The organism is Nitrospirota bacterium (assembly GCA_015233895.1).
Taxonomy (GTDB): domain Bacteria; phylum Nitrospirota; class Thermodesulfovibrionia; order Thermodesulfovibrionales; family Magnetobacteriaceae; genus Magnetomonas.
This window is the reverse complement of the sequence record JADFXG010000047.1, coordinates 1-15,964: the sequence shown is the minus strand read 5'-3', so window position 1 is coordinate 15,964 and position 15,964 is coordinate 1. Positions and strand designations below refer to the sequence as shown.

Annotated in this window: 21 protein-coding genes; 12 read left to right on the top strand and 9 right to left on the bottom strand. The window is 42.6% G+C overall.

Features of this window, described 5'->3' with window-relative positions; translation table 11 throughout:
- The first annotated feature begins 192 nt into the window (after window positions 1-192).
- Window positions 193-1,233, top strand: coding sequence for a radical SAM protein (locus HQK88_16715; GenBank protein ID MBF0618443.1), 1,041 nt, complete (start codon window positions 193-195; stop codon window positions 1,231-1,233).
- Window positions 1,234-1,349: 116 nt separating this feature from the next.
- Here HQK88_16715 and HQK88_16710 read toward each other — a convergent pair whose 3' ends face one another.
- Both HQK88_16710 and HQK88_16705 read right to left on the bottom strand, forming a co-directional pair.
- Complete coding sequence (locus tag HQK88_16710) at window positions 1,350-1,556, bottom strand: DUF2283 domain-containing protein (GenBank protein ID MBF0618442.1); 207 nt, start codon at window positions 1,554-1,556, stop codon at window positions 1,350-1,352.
- Between the two features lie 4 nt (window positions 1,557-1,560).
- Window positions 1,561-1,863 carry a DUF4258 domain-containing protein gene (locus tag HQK88_16705; protein ID MBF0618441.1) on the bottom strand — a complete coding sequence of 101 codons (303 nt, stop codon included), beginning with the start codon at window positions 1,861-1,863 and terminating at the stop codon, window positions 1,561-1,563.
- A 65-nt stretch (window positions 1,864-1,928) separates the two neighbouring features.
- Between HQK88_16705 and HQK88_16700 the strand changes: the two genes are divergently transcribed.
- Window positions 1,929-2,762: a tetratricopeptide repeat protein gene (locus tag HQK88_16700; protein MBF0618440.1), complete on the top strand. Its 834-nt coding sequence runs from the start codon at window positions 1,929-1,931 to the stop codon at window positions 2,760-2,762.
- Window positions 2,763-2,796: 34 nt separating this feature from the next.
- Here the strand turns inward: HQK88_16700 and HQK88_16695 are convergent, their stop codons facing one another.
- The 3 genes from HQK88_16695 to HQK88_16685 all read right to left on the bottom strand — a co-directional run bounded on the left by HQK88_16695 (window position 2,797) and on the right by HQK88_16685 (window position 3,731).
- A complete protein-coding gene (locus HQK88_16695) occupies window positions 2,797-3,048 on the bottom strand; it encodes a type II toxin-antitoxin system HicA family toxin (protein ID MBF0618439.1) in 252 nt (83 codons plus the stop codon).
- Between the two features lie 3 nt (window positions 3,049-3,051).
- Window positions 3,052-3,324 carry a type II toxin-antitoxin system HicB family antitoxin gene (locus tag HQK88_16690; protein ID MBF0618438.1) on the bottom strand — a complete coding sequence of 91 codons (273 nt, stop codon included), beginning with the start codon at window positions 3,322-3,324 and terminating at the stop codon, window positions 3,052-3,054.
- A gap of 188 nt (window positions 3,325-3,512) precedes the next feature.
- On the bottom strand, window positions 3,513-3,731 hold the full coding sequence (locus HQK88_16685; protein MBF0618437.1) for a type II toxin-antitoxin system HicB family antitoxin: 219 nt from the start codon (window positions 3,729-3,731) through the stop codon (window positions 3,513-3,515).
- A gap of 580 nt (window positions 3,732-4,311) precedes the next feature.
- On the opposite strand from HQK88_16685, the gene HQK88_16680 reads away from it, so the two are divergent.
- The gene (locus HQK88_16680) at window positions 4,312-5,394 is read left to right on the top strand and encodes a DegT/DnrJ/EryC1/StrS family aminotransferase (protein MBF0618436.1); all 1,083 of its coding nucleotides are present in this window, start codon (window positions 4,312-4,314) and stop codon (window positions 5,392-5,394) included.
- Window positions 5,395-5,407: 13 nt separating this feature from the next.
- Here the strand turns inward: HQK88_16680 and cysC are convergent, their stop codons facing one another.
- Window positions 5,408-6,013 (bottom strand): adenylyl-sulfate kinase, encoded by a 606-nt coding sequence (gene cysC, locus HQK88_16675; GenBank protein MBF0618435.1) that lies wholly within the window; start codon window positions 6,011-6,013, stop codon window positions 5,408-5,410.
- A gap of 204 nt (window positions 6,014-6,217) precedes the next feature.
- A complete protein-coding gene (locus HQK88_16670; protein ID MBF0618434.1) occupies window positions 6,218-6,505 on the bottom strand; it encodes a hypothetical protein in 288 nt (95 codons plus the stop codon).
- Between the two features lie 213 nt (window positions 6,506-6,718).
- Between HQK88_16670 and HQK88_16665 the strand changes: the two genes are divergently transcribed.
- Complete coding sequence (locus tag HQK88_16665) at window positions 6,719-6,904, top strand: hypothetical protein (GenBank protein ID MBF0618433.1); 186 nt, start codon at window positions 6,719-6,721, stop codon at window positions 6,902-6,904.
- Entirely contained in the window at window positions 6,904-7,338 is a 435-nt protein-coding gene (locus HQK88_16660; protein MBF0618432.1) for a hypothetical protein, read from the top strand. The genes HQK88_16665 and HQK88_16660 overlap by 1 nt, the downstream gene beginning before the upstream one ends.
- A 103-nt stretch (window positions 7,339-7,441) precedes the next feature.
- Here HQK88_16660 and HQK88_16655 read toward each other — a convergent pair whose 3' ends face one another.
- Window positions 7,442-8,050 carry a recombinase family protein gene (locus HQK88_16655; GenBank protein MBF0618431.1) on the bottom strand — a complete coding sequence of 203 codons (609 nt, stop codon included), beginning with the start codon at window positions 8,048-8,050 and terminating at the stop codon, window positions 7,442-7,444.
- Between the two features lie 586 nt (window positions 8,051-8,636).
- On the opposite strand from HQK88_16655, the gene HQK88_16650 reads away from it, so the two are divergent.
- From HQK88_16650 to HQK88_16635, 4 genes are all read left to right on the top strand, one after another.
- Entirely contained in the window at window positions 8,637-8,828 is a 192-nt protein-coding gene (locus HQK88_16650; protein ID MBF0618430.1) for a twin-arginine translocase TatA/TatE family subunit, read from the top strand.
- A 128-nt stretch (window positions 8,829-8,956) separates the two neighbouring features.
- Complete coding sequence (locus tag HQK88_16645; protein MBF0618429.1) at window positions 8,957-9,160, top strand: hypothetical protein; 204 nt, start codon at window positions 8,957-8,959, stop codon at window positions 9,158-9,160.
- An 89-nt stretch (window positions 9,161-9,249) separates the two neighbouring features.
- Window positions 9,250-10,677: a hypothetical protein gene (locus HQK88_16640; GenBank protein MBF0618428.1), complete on the top strand. Its 1,428-nt coding sequence runs from the start codon at window positions 9,250-9,252 to the stop codon at window positions 10,675-10,677.
- A gap of 16 nt (window positions 10,678-10,693) precedes the next feature.
- Window positions 10,694-11,965, top strand: a complete 1,272-nt coding sequence (locus HQK88_16635; GenBank protein MBF0618427.1) for a glycosyltransferase family 4 protein — start codon at window positions 10,694-10,696, stop codon at window positions 11,963-11,965.
- Here the strand turns inward: HQK88_16635 and HQK88_16630 are convergent.
- The gene (locus HQK88_16630; GenBank protein ID MBF0618426.1) at window positions 11,940-12,725 is read right to left on the bottom strand and encodes a hypothetical protein; all 786 of its coding nucleotides are present in this window, start codon (window positions 12,723-12,725) and stop codon (window positions 11,940-11,942) included. The two genes, HQK88_16635 and HQK88_16630, sit on opposite strands and share 26 nt — an antisense overlap.
- Before the next feature lie 170 nt (window positions 12,726-12,895).
- On the opposite strand from HQK88_16630, the gene HQK88_16625 reads away from it, so the two are divergent.
- The 3 genes from HQK88_16625 to rfbF all read left to right on the top strand — a co-directional run bounded on the left by HQK88_16625 (window position 12,896) and on the right by rfbF (window position 15,814).
- Window positions 12,896-14,425, top strand: a complete 1,530-nt coding sequence (locus HQK88_16625; GenBank protein MBF0618425.1) for a B12-binding domain-containing radical SAM protein — start codon at window positions 12,896-12,898, stop codon at window positions 14,423-14,425.
- An 83-nt stretch (window positions 14,426-14,508) separates the two neighbouring features.
- Entirely contained in the window at window positions 14,509-15,021 is a 513-nt protein-coding gene (locus HQK88_16620; protein MBF0618424.1) for a Uma2 family endonuclease, read from the top strand.
- A gap of 4 nt (window positions 15,022-15,025) precedes the next feature.
- Window positions 15,026-15,814 (top strand): glucose-1-phosphate cytidylyltransferase, encoded by a 789-nt coding sequence (gene rfbF, locus HQK88_16615; protein ID MBF0618423.1) that lies wholly within the window; start codon window positions 15,026-15,028, stop codon window positions 15,812-15,814.
- Window positions 15,815-15,964 lie beyond the last annotated feature (150 nt).

Genomic DNA, 15,964 nt, shown 5'->3' with positions numbered 1-15,964 from the left:
AATGACGGATAATGGCACCCATGAACAGCCCATGCCGTCATTGCGAACCCCCGCAGGGGGTGTGGCAATCTCATCCTTTGAGCGCAACCTGGTATTAATAATGTCTGCCACCTCCTCTTAAATCGTCAACCTGTCTTATTATACCTCAAAAACTACAAACTATCTCAAACATTTGTAAAATCCGTACCAAATATGTCAAAATCAGTGGTGGTGGGTAAGCATGTAGGTGGCAGCAAGTTAGTAAGCAATCCGGAGCACTTTAATAAGTGGTTAAGGGGGGAAAACCCGGGGCCTCTTGTCATTGAGGTGGGAGCTACAAACGGTTGCAACCATAACTGTGTCCACTGCATGTTTCAGCAGTATGTCAAGTACAAGAAAGAGAAGTCGTTTATAGACCTGCTGAGTTTCAAAAACTTTCTGGATGATTTTAAGGCGATGGGCGGCATTGAGGTTTACTTTGCCGGAAACGGCGAGCCGCTCTTAAATGAATCTCTCCCTGATTTTATCGAACACGGCAGCTCTGTCGGCCTTAACATGGCGATGAGCACAAACGGCGTGTTTCTTACCCCTGAGGTATCTGAAAGAATCCTTCCATGTATGAGATTCCTGAAATTCAGCATAAACGGCTCAGACCGGGAAAGTTATAAAAGGATTCACCGCTGCGATGAGTCAGATTTTGACACGGTTATCAAAAACATTGGGTATGCCGTAAGTTTCCGCAATGAACATAAACTTAATCTCCAGATTGTGCTTCAGTTTCTTACACTGAGAACCAACTACAAAGCGGTTGAGGGCATAGTGCGCATATGTAAACAGCTTGATGCCGATAAGGTAATAATCCGCAATGCGATTTTTAAAAACAACACGATGGCAACATATTCCGATGAGTTTGTACAGTACCTTAAGAGCATAAACGATGACGGGAAAGTGGATATCCGGTGGGATACTTTCGGCATTACGGAGATGGAGGAAAAGGTGTGGACCCACTGTTACGGAATAAACTTCAGAACCAATATGGATACGCGCGGAAATCTCTTTACCTGCAATAAAACCCTAGATACGGACAGCACCTTTGGCAACATCATAGAGGAGCGCTTCAGTGCGATTTGGAACTCGGAGCGGAAAAGGGCGGTCTTTGCAGAAGTTGAAAAGGGAGAAAATATCAGTGGCTGTAAGGGCTGGTGTCAAACCTCTTTTGATAACGTCTATATAGAAAAGAATAAAGACAGATAAAAGGTATCTATCCGCAGATGTTCGCAGATGACGCAGATAAAACGATTCGTTTACTCTCTCTATAACGATACAAACCCTGTGGAGCAATCTTGTAAACTGCAAAAACTGGAGGGGTGTTATTTAACTGTGCTGGAAAGTTCGAGCTTATAGAGGTTTCTCACCGGAAACTTCCTGCTTGCCTCAAGTATCTCTATCCCTGCTATCTCATCTTTGCTTGTGGTATGTAGTACTACACCTTCGGCTATCTCCACACCCCCATCGGGTTTCTTTGACGATAGCTGTATGTATGCTGCATCGGCTTCTTTGTCGTATCTTACCTTCATCGGATTACCTCCATACTTTCTTCTTGAGTGGATATGCTGTTATAATAAAAATGTCATCCCCTGTTTTCTCATATACAACTTTGAGTGGATATCCGGAAAACCGGTCTGTAAACTTCTTAATTGCTGTTAACTTATTGCCGTCTCTGTCTTCAGTATCGGGTGCGTCAATGGCCTCCTTAATCTCACAGCTATCAATGCCGTAGAGTTTCATGTGATTCATAACGTGGCGCGAAAGCCTGATACCCATTTTCCCCCTTATCCAAAAACCTCTCATCCACTGCTCTGACCTTAAAAAGGTCTTTCCCATAGTATAGCATTTTCTTTCACACCTGATGTATCATAACGGACAATTACTGCTTTAGGGATGTGATTATGAAGAAACAGGTGCTAATGTTTTTGTTTGTATTTTTATTTGTTGGGATTGTATCGGCTGGAGATAATACGAAAGTAACCGTCAAAGGCGATAATAATACAACAATTACCTACGTAAACAAATTGGTTGAACAGAATATTCCTGAGAAAACCGCCGTGTATCTTGTTAATAACCTTACGGAACAACTTCAGAAGAAAGATCAGACGATTGCCGAAAAAGATGCGCAAATACATGAAATAGCAAAAAAGTATGAAGACTTACAGAAGCAATTATCAGAGCGTCCGGACACTGATACTTTAGCAAAAGAGGCAAAAGCAAAATTAGACAGCGGCGATTTACCTGAAGCTGAGCGGCTGTTAAAGCTCTCCATGGAAAACAATTTAAAAGACATGGACAAAAAAAGAAAATCAGCGGCCTCAGACGCCTTTTCGCTTGCGACTATAAAGGATATGGAAATCAAATATCAGGAAGCTCTCTCATATTATGAAAAGGCCGTAGAGTTAGACCCTCAAAACGCCTTATATTTAAATGATGCCGGATTAATGTACGACACGTTAGGGCAGTATAATAAGGCGATTGACTACTATGAGCAGGCGTTAAAAATTGACAGACAGAATTTTGATGATAACCACCCTCAGATTGCGATATATCTTAACAATCTGGGAGGGGCTTATTACGACCTTGGCCAATATGAAAAAGCAATTACCTTGTTTAAGAAGAGTTTAGGTATTAGAGAGGAAAAATTAGGGGAGAACCATCCCTATGTAAAAATCACAAGGGCTTCTTTAAAGAGAGCAGAGGAGAAGTTAGCGGCGAATTCAGGCACGAAATGAGGAGTGTATGCAGCCTTCCCAATGTGTGTCATGACTATTTTAGTATTTTGAGTTTTAACAAATCCTCTTCTGCCCAACGTGCTTGCTCTTCAATGATAGCTTTTAAGGTTTTTATGTTGAAAGTTTTCCCCGGGCTATGATAAGGAATCGTTACCTTTCTTCCATCAGGATGAAAATAACGTTGGTGGCTTCCTTTTTGATGACGCAAATAAAACCCATCCTTCAAAAGTGCACTTACAATCTGTTGAGCGTTAAGACTGCGAAGCCGTTTGTAATCAAGAGGCATAAATCAGCCTGAGACAGCTGTTTTAATCTCCACATCAGAGTATATTTTAATATCCTCTTCAGGTATGTGTTTACCATCTTCAATTAATTCCTCCACTATCATTTCCACAACCTCCTGAATATTTCTTAAAGCTTCTCCCTGAGTGTTTCCACAGGTTGCAGCTCCCTCAGCCCTTAAAACAGGACAATAAGCAAACCATTCGTTTTCGTCAGGTTCAATCACAACGGTAAAAACATAAGTTTTATCTTTATTTAATTTTATGGCATGATTAGACATAGTTTTATTATAACTGATTGCCTTATTAAAAGGAATATTGTTTTGGCGATAACCATCCGGATACCGCTATAGAGCCTAACAATCCAGGAGGAGCTTATTACGACCTTGGCCAATATGAAAAAGCAATTCCTGACTTTAATAACATTGCTTCAGCCTCAATAGCAGTCAGCCTTGGTAACTTAGGCAATTCAGGCAACCTCAAAAGAAGTTGCCAGGATTTCCTTGCTTAGATACTCCACCCGCTCCTCTTCTGATAATGTCTCAATATAAAGCTCGATAGCTTCTTTTATATTTGACAACACCTCTTCAAATGAATCGCCCTGACTCTGACATCCATCTAATGCAGGACAGTAAGCATAATAGCCGCTATCATCTTTCTCTATCAAAACGCTGACTTTATATGACATAGCCCCTCCTTATAATTATCCCTTATATTATAACTCTTATCCACAGATTCTACCAAGTTGCAGTCAGAAGCGTCCCCTAAAGGGGAGCCCCCTGGCGGCAATGAGAATGCTACTTGAGACCGTTGCAAAATTCGATATTTTGAATTTTCACAATAAAAAAACTCTTATAGCGATATGCATAATTACGTTAATTATTTTTAAAGGCTGAGATTGCCACGTCGCTATCGCTCCTCGCAATGACGAATAAAAAACACAGTAAAAACTATTATTTATCGTCATTGCGAGCCCCCGCAGGGGGCGTGGCAATCTCATCCTTTTAAATAATCAATATGAATATCTTTTTGAATTTTGGTATATTTACAATTGTGTTTTTTGTAAAGTTTTGGCTGAAAAATGATTTTTGCAACGGTCTCTACTTGGTATTAATGCAGATGGATGATAATGATTAATGTGTCTATAGATATTTAGAAAAATGGTTATACACTATTTGTCAAAGTTTTCGTGCTCAGATGTTTGACAAAGAATCCCAAATTGTTACAGTATGATGGAGCAAATTTTTTTAATTGTAGGAGGCCCCGCAATGATCCCATGGTGGCGGATTAATTTTGGAGACAAAGAGATTGCTAAAATATCGGAGACTATTAAAAATGAACATATAAGCCAGGGGCCGGTAACGGCGGAGTTTGAACGGCAGGTGGCAGCTCTCATTGATGTGCCGTATGTGACAGCCACAACCAGCGGCAGTATGGCAATTCTGATGGCGCTCATTGCTGCCGGCATAAAACCCGGCGACAGGGTGCTTGTCCCAAACCGGACGTGGATAGCGACAGCGCATGCTGTGATGCTGCTTGGGGCAAAGGTAACGTTTGTTGATGTTGAGCCCGGACGGCCTGTTATGGATGTCTCTGCCGTCTCAGATAAGATTCAGCCCGATACAAAAGCTGTCATCCCCGTGCACATGAACGGGCGGGCGGTGCATATGCCGGAGCTTACCCAATTGGCTCAAAGCCGCGGGCTAACAGTTATCGAGGATGCAGCTCAGGGGTTTTGTTCCAAAAACAGTCACGGATACCTTGGCAGCCAGTCCTTTGCCGGATGTTTTTCGATGGCTATGGGAAAGATTCTTTCAACAGGGCAGGGCGGCTTTGTCGTAACCAAAGACGAGCGTACTTATAATAAACTCCGGATGATTCGCACCCACGGAGTGTCTGATGTGATAAATGTAAACTACACGGCGATGGGTTTTAATTTCAAGTTTAATGATATTTTGGCCTCAATGGGGCTTATCGGCACAGAGGCAATGTCCGTGCGCATAGAGCGGGTAAAGGCAATATACCAAAGATATGAAGCCGCACTGGTAAACATTCCGTTTCTTAAACTGATCCCTGTAGATGTTGAAGCCGGAGAGCTTCCGATATACATTGAGGCGTTATGTCCGCAGAGGGATAAGCTGATACAATTTTTAGCTGAAAGGGGCATACAGGCACGCCCGACTCATCCTAATTTAAACACCGCAGCGTATTTTAACGACAGCGGCAACTATCCCAACTCACAACTGTTTAGCGAACAGGAACTGGTGCTGCCCTGCGGCCCCGACCAATCGCCTGAAAATGTGGAGCGTGTGATTGAGGCGCTGGAGGCCTTCAAAAAGGTAAATCAATAATATACCACAGTGCTTACCGGCTGCCGATAACTCCCCGCTCTTTCAGATACGCCACCACGTTCTCTGAGCACTGCTCAACTGTCAGCGCATCGGTTTTAAGAACTATCTCGGGGCGCTCTGGCGCCTCATAGGGCGATGAAATGCCGGTAAATTCCTTAATCTCACCAGCCTTAGCCTTTTTATAGTGGCCCTTAACATCCCTCTGTTCACACACATCAACAGAACAGTCACAGTATATTTCTATGAAATCCCCATTACCTACAAGCGCCCGGACATCATCACGATACTCCCTGAGCGGAGATATAAACGCTGTCATAGCTATTACACCAGCCTCGATAAAGAGCTTAGCAACCTCCCCGATTCTCCGGATATTCTCTTTGCGGTCGGACATTGAAAAGCCCAAATTTGAACACAACCCGTGCCGGACGTTATCGCCGTCTAAGACCGTTGTCTTTGCCCCAACCTCATACAGCCGTTTTTCAACTGACAGTGCTATGGTGGATTTCCCGGAACACGGCAGTCCGGTAAACCATAGCACTGCGCTTCTGTGCCCGTTTTGCTCCTCTTTCATCTGGCGGCTCACTAACACATGATGCCACACTACATTGTCCTGTACCATATTGATATATTCTCCTTTCCGGTTTTACTTTCCTGCCCAATTCATCCGGTGAAAAGACTCCGGTAAAACATCAAAATCCGAATCATTTGTGACAAGAGTTAATTTATACGACAACACTCTTCTCCTCTTTTGAGCGCTCTTGAAAAGTTTTTTCTGTACCATTCATCAGGTAGATACAGTGGTTCGTGTCTAAAAGGTAAGGCATTAAATGATATCAGGTCTTTGCTTGGATTTTGTCTTACCCGCCTTAATTATCCGTATCCATTCCTCGGAGTCCTCCACACCATCAGCTTTAAGATTTTCTAAAATATTCAAATACTTCTTTCTTTCCTCAAGAGTAGGCGCAGGCGGTAAGCCATCTATGGTGTCCGGTTCTATTTTTACCGTAAAACTCCGTTCGACAGGAAGCTTAAATTTCTCAATCCACTCAGCCGGTAAATCAGATCCTTTTATGTGTTCCAACACTATCGGCAGCATAGTCTCTCTAAACACCTCCCACATCTCATCAGCATAACACTACCGCCACATCATCATAACATAAAACCGGTATAAAGTGACAGCTCAAACACTGCCAGGTATTATTTTTCGGGTAGCGTGGTTAGATAGCTGGTAAATTGTATGTATAGTATTGACAGTTATTATATTAAATAGGTAAAATTAAATATGAAAAAAACAACTTTTGCACTATCTTCGGGAGTTATTGAGATGGGACCGTTAAATGAAGAGATAATTTCTCCGGAAAAATATCTAAATCTTACTGCAGAGGAGCGTCGTAATATTATTAAGATTAGTCCGATAGTGAAAAAACTCGGAAGTTGTGACATTGATGATTCGTTATTTGCCGCAATCCGCATAAAATGGAAAACTCCTCGTTATACTATTAAACTATAATGGCAAAGTCCAACTTGCCAACTCAAAATACTCCAAGAATCCCGACTCCTCTTCCCCCTGAAACCATAGGACAACTTGTTGAAAATCAAACTAAAGAACTGGAATTGCGCGCTAAAGAACTGGATTTCCAAAAACAACAAGACAACCATAATTTTGAATTTAGTAAAAAAGCTTTAGACGCCCAATTAGAAGATCGTAAAATGCAGAGAGATCATAACAAGCGTAGACAGCACAGTCTATACTATTTGATTGGTTTCTTAGCTCTTGTAATAGCCATCATTGTGATTACGTCTCTTTATCTCAATAAAGAGACAATAGCAAGCGAAATAATAAAATCCATTGTTTATATATCGGCAGGAGGGTTTGGTGGATATGGAATAGGTAAGAAAAAAGGTAAAGAACAATCCTCCGAAACTGACACTTCGTCTTTTTAAATAATAAAAATCTTCATAAATAGTATTATTTATTTTAACAGGATTTTTTACCCCACCGAGGCATTCAAGTATGGCAAGTATGAAAATTTTTCAAAGTGACAGATTATACCATTCTCCGCTTTATGAAATTATCAACAGTGCCCCACGAAACATCCAGAATCTTAGCGATGTTAGCCTTTGTTACCCGCTTATTCAAAAGTCCTCTGATTTCTCCCTCTTTGCCGTCTAACCGTGACTTGCCCGGCCCCCTGGGGCGGCCAAGTTTTTTGCCGTCTGCCTTAGCCCGCTGTAGCGCCGTCTTTGTGCGCTGAGACAATAAATCCCGTTCAAGTTCGGCTAACAACGAAAAAATCGTAACCATTATCTTAGAGGCCATATCGTTATCATTTGACGAGTTGATTTTAAGCCCCTGTTTTACGGAAATGAACTCTACCTTAAGAGCGGCCAATTTCTTTACCAGTTGAATAACCTCGCTGGTGCTGCGCCCTAAGCGCGAAAGCTCCGTCACTATCAGTCTGTCACCTGCCCGTAAAGAGGACAAAAGCTCCTCTATTGCGCGCTCCTTTAAAGACCTCCGCGTTGATACCTCAAGCTCTATCCACGTATCCACCGTAGTGTGTTCTTTATCACAATAATTTAAGATCTCATACTTTTGGTTCCTGTAGTCCTGTTCATCCGTGGACACCCGGACATAGCCAATGGTTTTAGGCATCTTTTCCGTCTCCTCTCAGTAAAAAGGTATAATGTCTATTATATTGTAGATTATATCAAAATTAAAACAATAGTTTCATTGCTATTATATCAAAGTGAAAAGGAACGTTTTTATTGTGATTTTGAAGGAAAATAATTTTATTGGCATTTGATATGTTATTATAATATATTACAGTTAGCAGTAGATGGACTGCTTAATTTGAATTGTAAACAATAGAGCTAAGGGTAAACGCATTAGAAAAAATATTGTTGTTAACGCTGGTTTTGTTAGGCGAGATTGCCACGTCGCTATCGCTCCTCGCAATGACAGATAAAAAACAGCCAGGTTTGTCATTGCGAGCATAGCGAGGCAATCTCGCCAAACCAACAAAACATTAAAATTCAATCTCCTTCTCATCAAGAGTTCCTTACTTTAAGAATGACCAACCGTTTGGGGTATTAATCGCTCATATGCTGTTTACTATTTTCCATTGAAATCCGTTTGCCCTGTGTCTGAAGGTTTGTCAAATCATTTGTTAAAGATATATAATGTAGTTTGTATACTGGATATTAAAGAAACGAAATGAAGAGGTAAAGAAGGAGGGAAAATGTTTGAAGGATTATTTCAACCGACGCATTTATTCATTATCGTAACGATTTTGTTACTATTGTTTGGTCCGGGTAAACTCCCGCAAATAGGCGAGGGTTTAGGGAAAGGGATTCGCGGATTTAAAAAAGCCCTGTCTGACGACTCAGACAGCAATGTGAAACCTGTTGAACAATCAGATGTAAAACAATAAGGTTTTACCGGTTAAATCAGTTTTTCTTATCTGCGTTCATCTGCGGATAGAAATCCTTTCCTTGCCTTAAAACACGCTAAAGTTATAAAATAGATCAGATGGGCAAATAGGAACGGGAGGATGGACTGTTGAAATCAGTGCAAAGGGATACAGGAGGGATTGCTTCTGAAGCTGTCGAAACAGATATTACTTTAAGAATACAAGTGGTTGAGGAGCTTAAGGGAAGTTATGCGAAGCTCTCTGACAATCCTTATGCACATTTACCTGAAGCACAGGTTATGGATATTGTCAATGAGGAGATAAAACAGTACAGAGAGGAATCGCAGACATAGACACAGATAAGATACTATTCCTTGACGACCTTGCCACAAAAGTTGACGCTTTAAAAAAATCGGGCAAAAAAGTCGTTCAATCTCATGGGGTGTTTGACTTAATTCATCCCGGCTCGGTACGCCATCTGAAAGACGCAAAAGGCATGGGCGACGTCCTCATTGTAACTGTGATACAGGACGCTGATGTCAGAAAGGGCCCTGGCAGACCGATTTTTAGCGACACTCAGCGCGCAGAAAACGTAGCCTCTCTCTCCATGGTTGACTACGTCTGCATTGTGGATGACTCAGTGCCCTTTAACTGCGTAAAAAGGCTAAAACCTGATATCTTTGCCAAGGGCCGGGAGCATAAGGCTAATGATAACCAAATCCGCAATAAAATTTATGCCGAGGAGAAAGAACTGTACTTTGGCCTGAGTAAAATCATGGAGACCTCCGGGTTTTCAATTACCTCCTCTAAGATAATCAATAACTTTCTTGACGTCTATCCTGAGCACATAAAGACTTACTTGCGGGAGTTTTCTAAAATCTATCCATTCGATTATATAAAGGAGCGGCTGGATTCCCTTAAAGGCTACAAGGTGCTCATCATTGGGGATGGCATAGTGGATGAGTACTGCCACTGTGAAACTATGGGCAAGTCGCCGAAGTCCGATGTAATCGTAAACAGGTTTCTCAGTACCGAGGTGTTTGCAGGCGGTGCCTTTGCCATTGCCAACCACGTCTCAGGTTTATGTGACAACGTGCATCTTGTCAGTGTTCTGGGGCTTGAGGATACCCGCGAGGATTTCGTAAAGAACTCTCTCAGACCCAACATAAAGAGCACTTTCTTTTACAGAGACGATGCCCCCACAATCATAAAAAGAAGATACATAAACAGCCGCAATACAAAAATATTTGAGGTTAATTACATAAACGATACCTCTATAAGCGAACACCTGGAAAATCAGATGACAGAGTTCTTAAACAATATAATCAAACACTACGACCTTGTACTGGTATCGGATTTTGGGCACGGGCTGATAACCAAAAGATTAATCGGTTTTATCGGTGCCCATGCCAACTCACTTGCCGTAAACACACAGACAAACGGGGCAAATGCCGGCCTTAACCTGATAACGAAATACGGGCGCACCAGTTTTATTTGTCTGGACGGGTATGAGGCGCGCCTTGCAACCCAGCTAAAGTACGAGGATTTTGAAGACGTAGCCGTGTCCCTTATGCAAATGGTTGATACGGAGCGCTTAATTATCACAACAGGCAGTGCCGGCTCATTGTGTATAAGCCGCAGTGGGAGTATCAACAGGACTCCGGCATTTGCTACAAAAGTGATAGACGTCATAGGGGCTGGGGATGCGTTCTTTTCGTATGCTGCACCGTGCTTTGCGGCAGAGATGCCGGTGCCTCTTGTCTCTTTTATCAGCAATGCCGTGGGAGCTCTCGCAGTAGCCATTATCGGCAATAAAAAACCCGTTGAAAAATACGAAGTGTTAGAGTTTATTCAAAACGTGCTTCAATAGGAGAAAGAAACTGAATATGCCGCAGATAAATGCAATGACAAAGCACTATGTAATAATAAGTGATGCCGTGCCTCACTGTTACCATGGAGGAGGGGGGATTACTGCCTATGCAGCCGCTCTTTCACTTCTTGCAGCCGGCAATTCGGTCTCTGTCCTTGCCCTGGGAAACACTGGGTATACCGGTAACCGGCCAGAAAATGAGCACATTGCCCAATTAACCGCCAAAGGCATAGATGTAACGGTTTTACCTGATGAGCCCACGCTCAAAAAGCCAGCTGGCCTTTTTGATAAACTGCGGATGCATGTTCCAATCATTGAAACTCTCTTTAGCGGCGGATACGCTAAGCGGGCTCTGGTGAGGGAGTATTTAGAGGGTAAGAGTCCGGATGGGGTTTTCATGTATCATTGGGGCCCGATAGCGTCAGCGTATGGGCTGCGCAAATTCAGAAAGGTTGGAGTAGTTGGCGACCCTGTGCATATGCCGGTGTTGTTGCGTATGAATTTTGAAAAGCTCTATGGGGCCAAAAAAGGATTGAAAGAGCTGGTAATTGACCGGCTTACGAGGTTTAAACTTAAGTTTACGGTGGAGGCGATGAAGCGGCTGCTTATGGACTGTGACGTCTCAGGGGCATTTGCTGCCCAGGAGGCTGACATGTTCAGAGGGGTGGGGGTTAAAAGATGCGAGTACTTCAGGACTCCGGTTATGGACCCGCTGCCGTATCATAAAGCCGTGGCAAAACCGGAAAAATTTAAAATTCTGCACATAGGCCACCTTAAAGGGATAGCCACGCTTATGGGTGTGGATTTACTGGCAAAGGAGGTGCTGCCGGCACTAAGCACTCTGCTTCCTGAAGGCTCCTATGAGGTGCACATCGTTGGAGGGTTTTTTGACTCAGTCCCTGAAAGGTTGAAGCAATCGCTAAGAAGCGACCCGCATGTGCTGGTAAGAGGCTATGTTGACAGCGCAGAGGAGGAGTTTTTAAGTTCTCAGGTGGTAATAGTGCCGACCCCTGTGGTGCTGGGAATACGGGTGCGGATTATTAATGCGTTTTCACTGGGGTGTGCCGTGGTTTCGCATAAGGCTAACAAAGCCGGGATTCCTGAACTTGAACACGGGTACAATTGTCTTTTAGGCGGAGATGGCATGGAACTGGCAAAACAGTGCGCTGCCCTTTACAACGACCCGGTGCTGATGTCAAAGCTTCAGAAAAATGCAAGGGATACGTATGAGAAATCATTTTCCACAGAAAGTGCCGGAGGGTTTATTGTGAGGGCGATGGAGGGTTAATCTCCTCTCCGGTATAGATAAAACTCTGTGACATGGTAGTTCTGACAAATTCCTCAAACATCAGAAGTGGATTTTCCTGTCTGAACTCGGCAAATGCCAGCCGTTCTCCTTTCTTTGGGTCAGCCCAGAAACTGTTCCAGTCATCGAACACTATGACCGTACCTTTCTGCAAAAAAGGTTTAATAAACTTCAGCACAGGCACAGTTGATGTGTATAGATCACAGTCTATGTAAATTACGGCGGCTTTGTGCGGCAGCAGCTTTTGTTGCAGCTCCTTTGTCAACGAGTCATCATAGAACCCTTTCACAGTAATCAGCTTGTTTTGGGGAAGTCCATTAGCTGTAATCTTTTTGATAAATTCACTCTCAGTAGTCTTTAATTTACCCTTTTTCCAGATCTCTTGTTTATCTATCTCGTTTATTTCAGGCAGCCCTTCAAAGGAATCAAAAGCAACATATGTCCAGTCAAACAGATACTTAAACGTATCATAAGCTATCCGAAATGTTTTTGCCTCATGGCAGCCAAATTCAAAGTAGTAACCGTTCATTGGACGGTTTACGTGGCAAAACCGCGCTATGCTTAAAAAAATACGTTGCCTTTCCTGCTCGGCAAACCTGGAATACGTGTTTTTCACCCAGTTGTCATGCACATGGGTATCAGTAAACGGTATTTGCCTCTTCAGATTAAACAGTGATTCCTTTGTACTGTCTGTCAGAAATGCGCCGATACGTTGTTTAATTGCATTTTTCAGGGCTTTCATCTGAAAATATCATAAGACACACTGTGATTTAATGTCAATATAAAATCATTTGAAATTAAGTGTTTTTACCGGTGTCTTATAGCAGATGAACTTTGTCTTAATATGTTTGCTTTAATTTTTCAGTATTGTTAAACTAACAAAAACTTACTGTGTGTGGGGTTAACGAAAAAATGAGACTACTGTTTGTCCAGATGAAAAATAAAAAGAGCGACCGGTTTATGTTAAACCCTCCGTATGGGCTTCTGTACATATCGGCGGTGCTCTGCCAAAGCGGAGCAGAGGTAAAGATTTTTGATATGAATATGGAGTTTCACGGTAAAGACGTGAATTTTGAGGACATATACACAATTGTAGATACGTGGAAACCAGACATTGTGGGCATAAGCGGTATGACAAGTTGTTTTAAGTGTGCAAAGGAATTCTCTGAGGATTTTAAAAACAGATACCCGTTGATTCCTCTTGTAGGGGGCGGGCTTTTGATCTCAAGCGACCCTGTAGTTGTAATGCAAAACACAAAAATAGATATAGGATGTGTGGGGGAGGCCGAGGAGATTGTCGTTGACTTGTTTCAGAGGATATACGAAAACAAAGACCTTGACGATATAAAAGGATTAGCGCTAAGAAAAGGCGGCGAGATACAAATCACAGGCGGGAAAATATCTTCATTAGGCAGGCGCAGCAGGACTACAGACGGGATAGACTGGATACCGTTTCCTGCATATGATTTAATTGATTTAGAGAGATACTTTCAGTTTCAGGACTTCTGCGATGGGCTTTTAACCAAACATCTTAATAAGCACGGCCGCAAGAGGGAGGAAATAGCGCACATAAACCCTTACGCAATGCCTCTGTTTGCCGGTCGGGGCTGCCCGTTTAACTGTGTGTTTTGCTTTAGCACGATGGATAAAAAACCGGTTAAACATTCGGTTGATTACGTAATAAAACATCTGGAACATCTGGAAAATACCTACGGATTAAACCATTTCCAGTTTCTTGATGAAAACTTCAATATAAACAAAGACTGGGTGATGGAGTTTTGTAAAAAAATCGGGGAAAGAGGAAATAAATACTATTTCACAACGGGAAACAGAAACAGGGTTGGATATTTTGATCCTGAGATGCTTGCTGCAATGAAAAACGCTAACTTCTATGACGTCTCCATAGGGGTTGAATCGCTTGATGATAATGCTCTTAAGGAGATGACGCGTGGTGTGGCCTCAGATAAAGTTATTGAGACACTTAAGCTTATCATGGATGCCGGCATTGAGCAGGAGCATGTCCGTTGTCTCTACGGATTTCCCTCGGATAACATGCAAACACTTTATAACACGATAAAAAAGGGTAATGCGCTGGGATACAAAACGGTGTTTGCTCTGGTTATTCCGCTCCCTGGCACAAGGCTGTTTAATGGCTGCGTGGAAAAAGGCATTATCAAAGACAAAGCGGCTTTCTTTGAGGAACTTTATGACGGCGACGGCTACAGAAATCTCACATCTTTCAAAAGTGTTGAAGAGATTCTCTCTGTGCTGACAAAGGCCAATAATTACTCAGAGATAGATTTTGATTTAAGGCATAAAAATTACCTCAGTGCCTTGAAGGGAATCAAAAAGTATATGAGATACAGTGCTTCACAGTTTCTTGAAAAAACACACCTCAAACCGTATGTCTCTAAAGTAAAAGGGCTTTTGAAACACAGTTAAAACATTGAGAGCAGTTTGCCGGTGCCTATACACAAGGAACTGACAAACCACAATTTCCTGTGTTAAAATACCCCATGGCGGTTATGCAAACTATCGAAAGAGATCTGGATTTGACGGAAATCATCAATGGGGAGGAAATCATGGGACCCAGCCCGTTTGGAAAACATCAGCACATTGTAGGCAATATTTTTAGACAATTAGACAGATTCGTTATAGAAAAAAAATTGGGAGCTGTGTACCTTGCTCCACTTGACGTTATATTTGAAGAGGGTGAAAACAGGCTTCAACCCGATATATTATTTATACGAAACGAAAACATGGCAATCTTTCAGGACTGGGTAAGAGGAGTGCCTGATATGGTCTGTGAGATAGTGTCTCCCGGAACGTATGAAAAAGATACCGAAATAAAGAAGGCTGTCTATGAACGATACAAAGTGCCGGAGTACTGGATTGTAATTCCTGAGCTTATGACAGTGGAGATTTTTATAATAGAAAACAACAGGTACATAAAACACTCTTTTGCAGAACTTGAAGGCGTCGTTACATCTAAAATAATAGAAGGCCTTGTGGTCAATATCAAAGATATTTTTGCTTAATCGTATGCAGGTAGTGATTTTATGTGGTGGGCTGGGTACGAGGCTCAAAGAGGAGACGGAGTTTCGTCCTAAGCCTATGGTGGTTATCGGGCGCAGACCGATTCTCTGGCATATTATGAAAATATATGCCCATTACGGGTTCAATGATTTTGTGCTCCCTCTGGGCTATAAGGGGGAGATGATTAAAGACTACTTCTATAACTATGAGCTTATGAGCAGCTCGGTAACTATAACGCTGGGGCATCCAAATGCGCTTAAAGTCCATAAGTGCCACGATGAGGTCGGCTGGCAGGTGACTTTAGTGGACACAGGTGATCAGGCGATGAAAGGGGCAAGGCTTAAACGAGTCCAGCGCTACATAAGCGGAGAGACTTTTATGCTGACCTACGGCGACGGGGTTGCTGATATTGATATAAAGGCTCTGCTGGCTTTCCATAAGAGCCACGGGAAACTTGCCACAGTAACGGGGGTGAGTCCGTTTGCTCGCTTTGGAGAGCTAAAGGTACATGGTAATACTGTTGGCATGTTTACCGAAAAACCGGAAACTCCGACATCAAAGGGATGGATAAGCGGGGGGTTTTTTGTACTTAACCGCGAGATTTTTGACTATCTTACAGACAGTGACGATTGCGATTTAGAGTACGGAGTGTTTGAGGAACTGGCAAAAACCGGACAGCTGATGGTCTATAAACACAGGGGGTTCTGGGCCTGTATGGATACACTGAGGGACATGGATTACTTAAACAAACTCTGGAAAGAGGGCGCCGCTAAGTGGAAACTGTGGCACACATAAGGATGCTCAATCGAAAAGGTCTGATACCGAGTTGAGACCGTTGCAAAAATATTATAACACCAAAGTTGAGTTCAAAAATATAACAAAATGTTATAGAAAAAGGATGAGATTGCCACACCCCCTGCGGGGGTTCGCAATGACGGCGTGGGC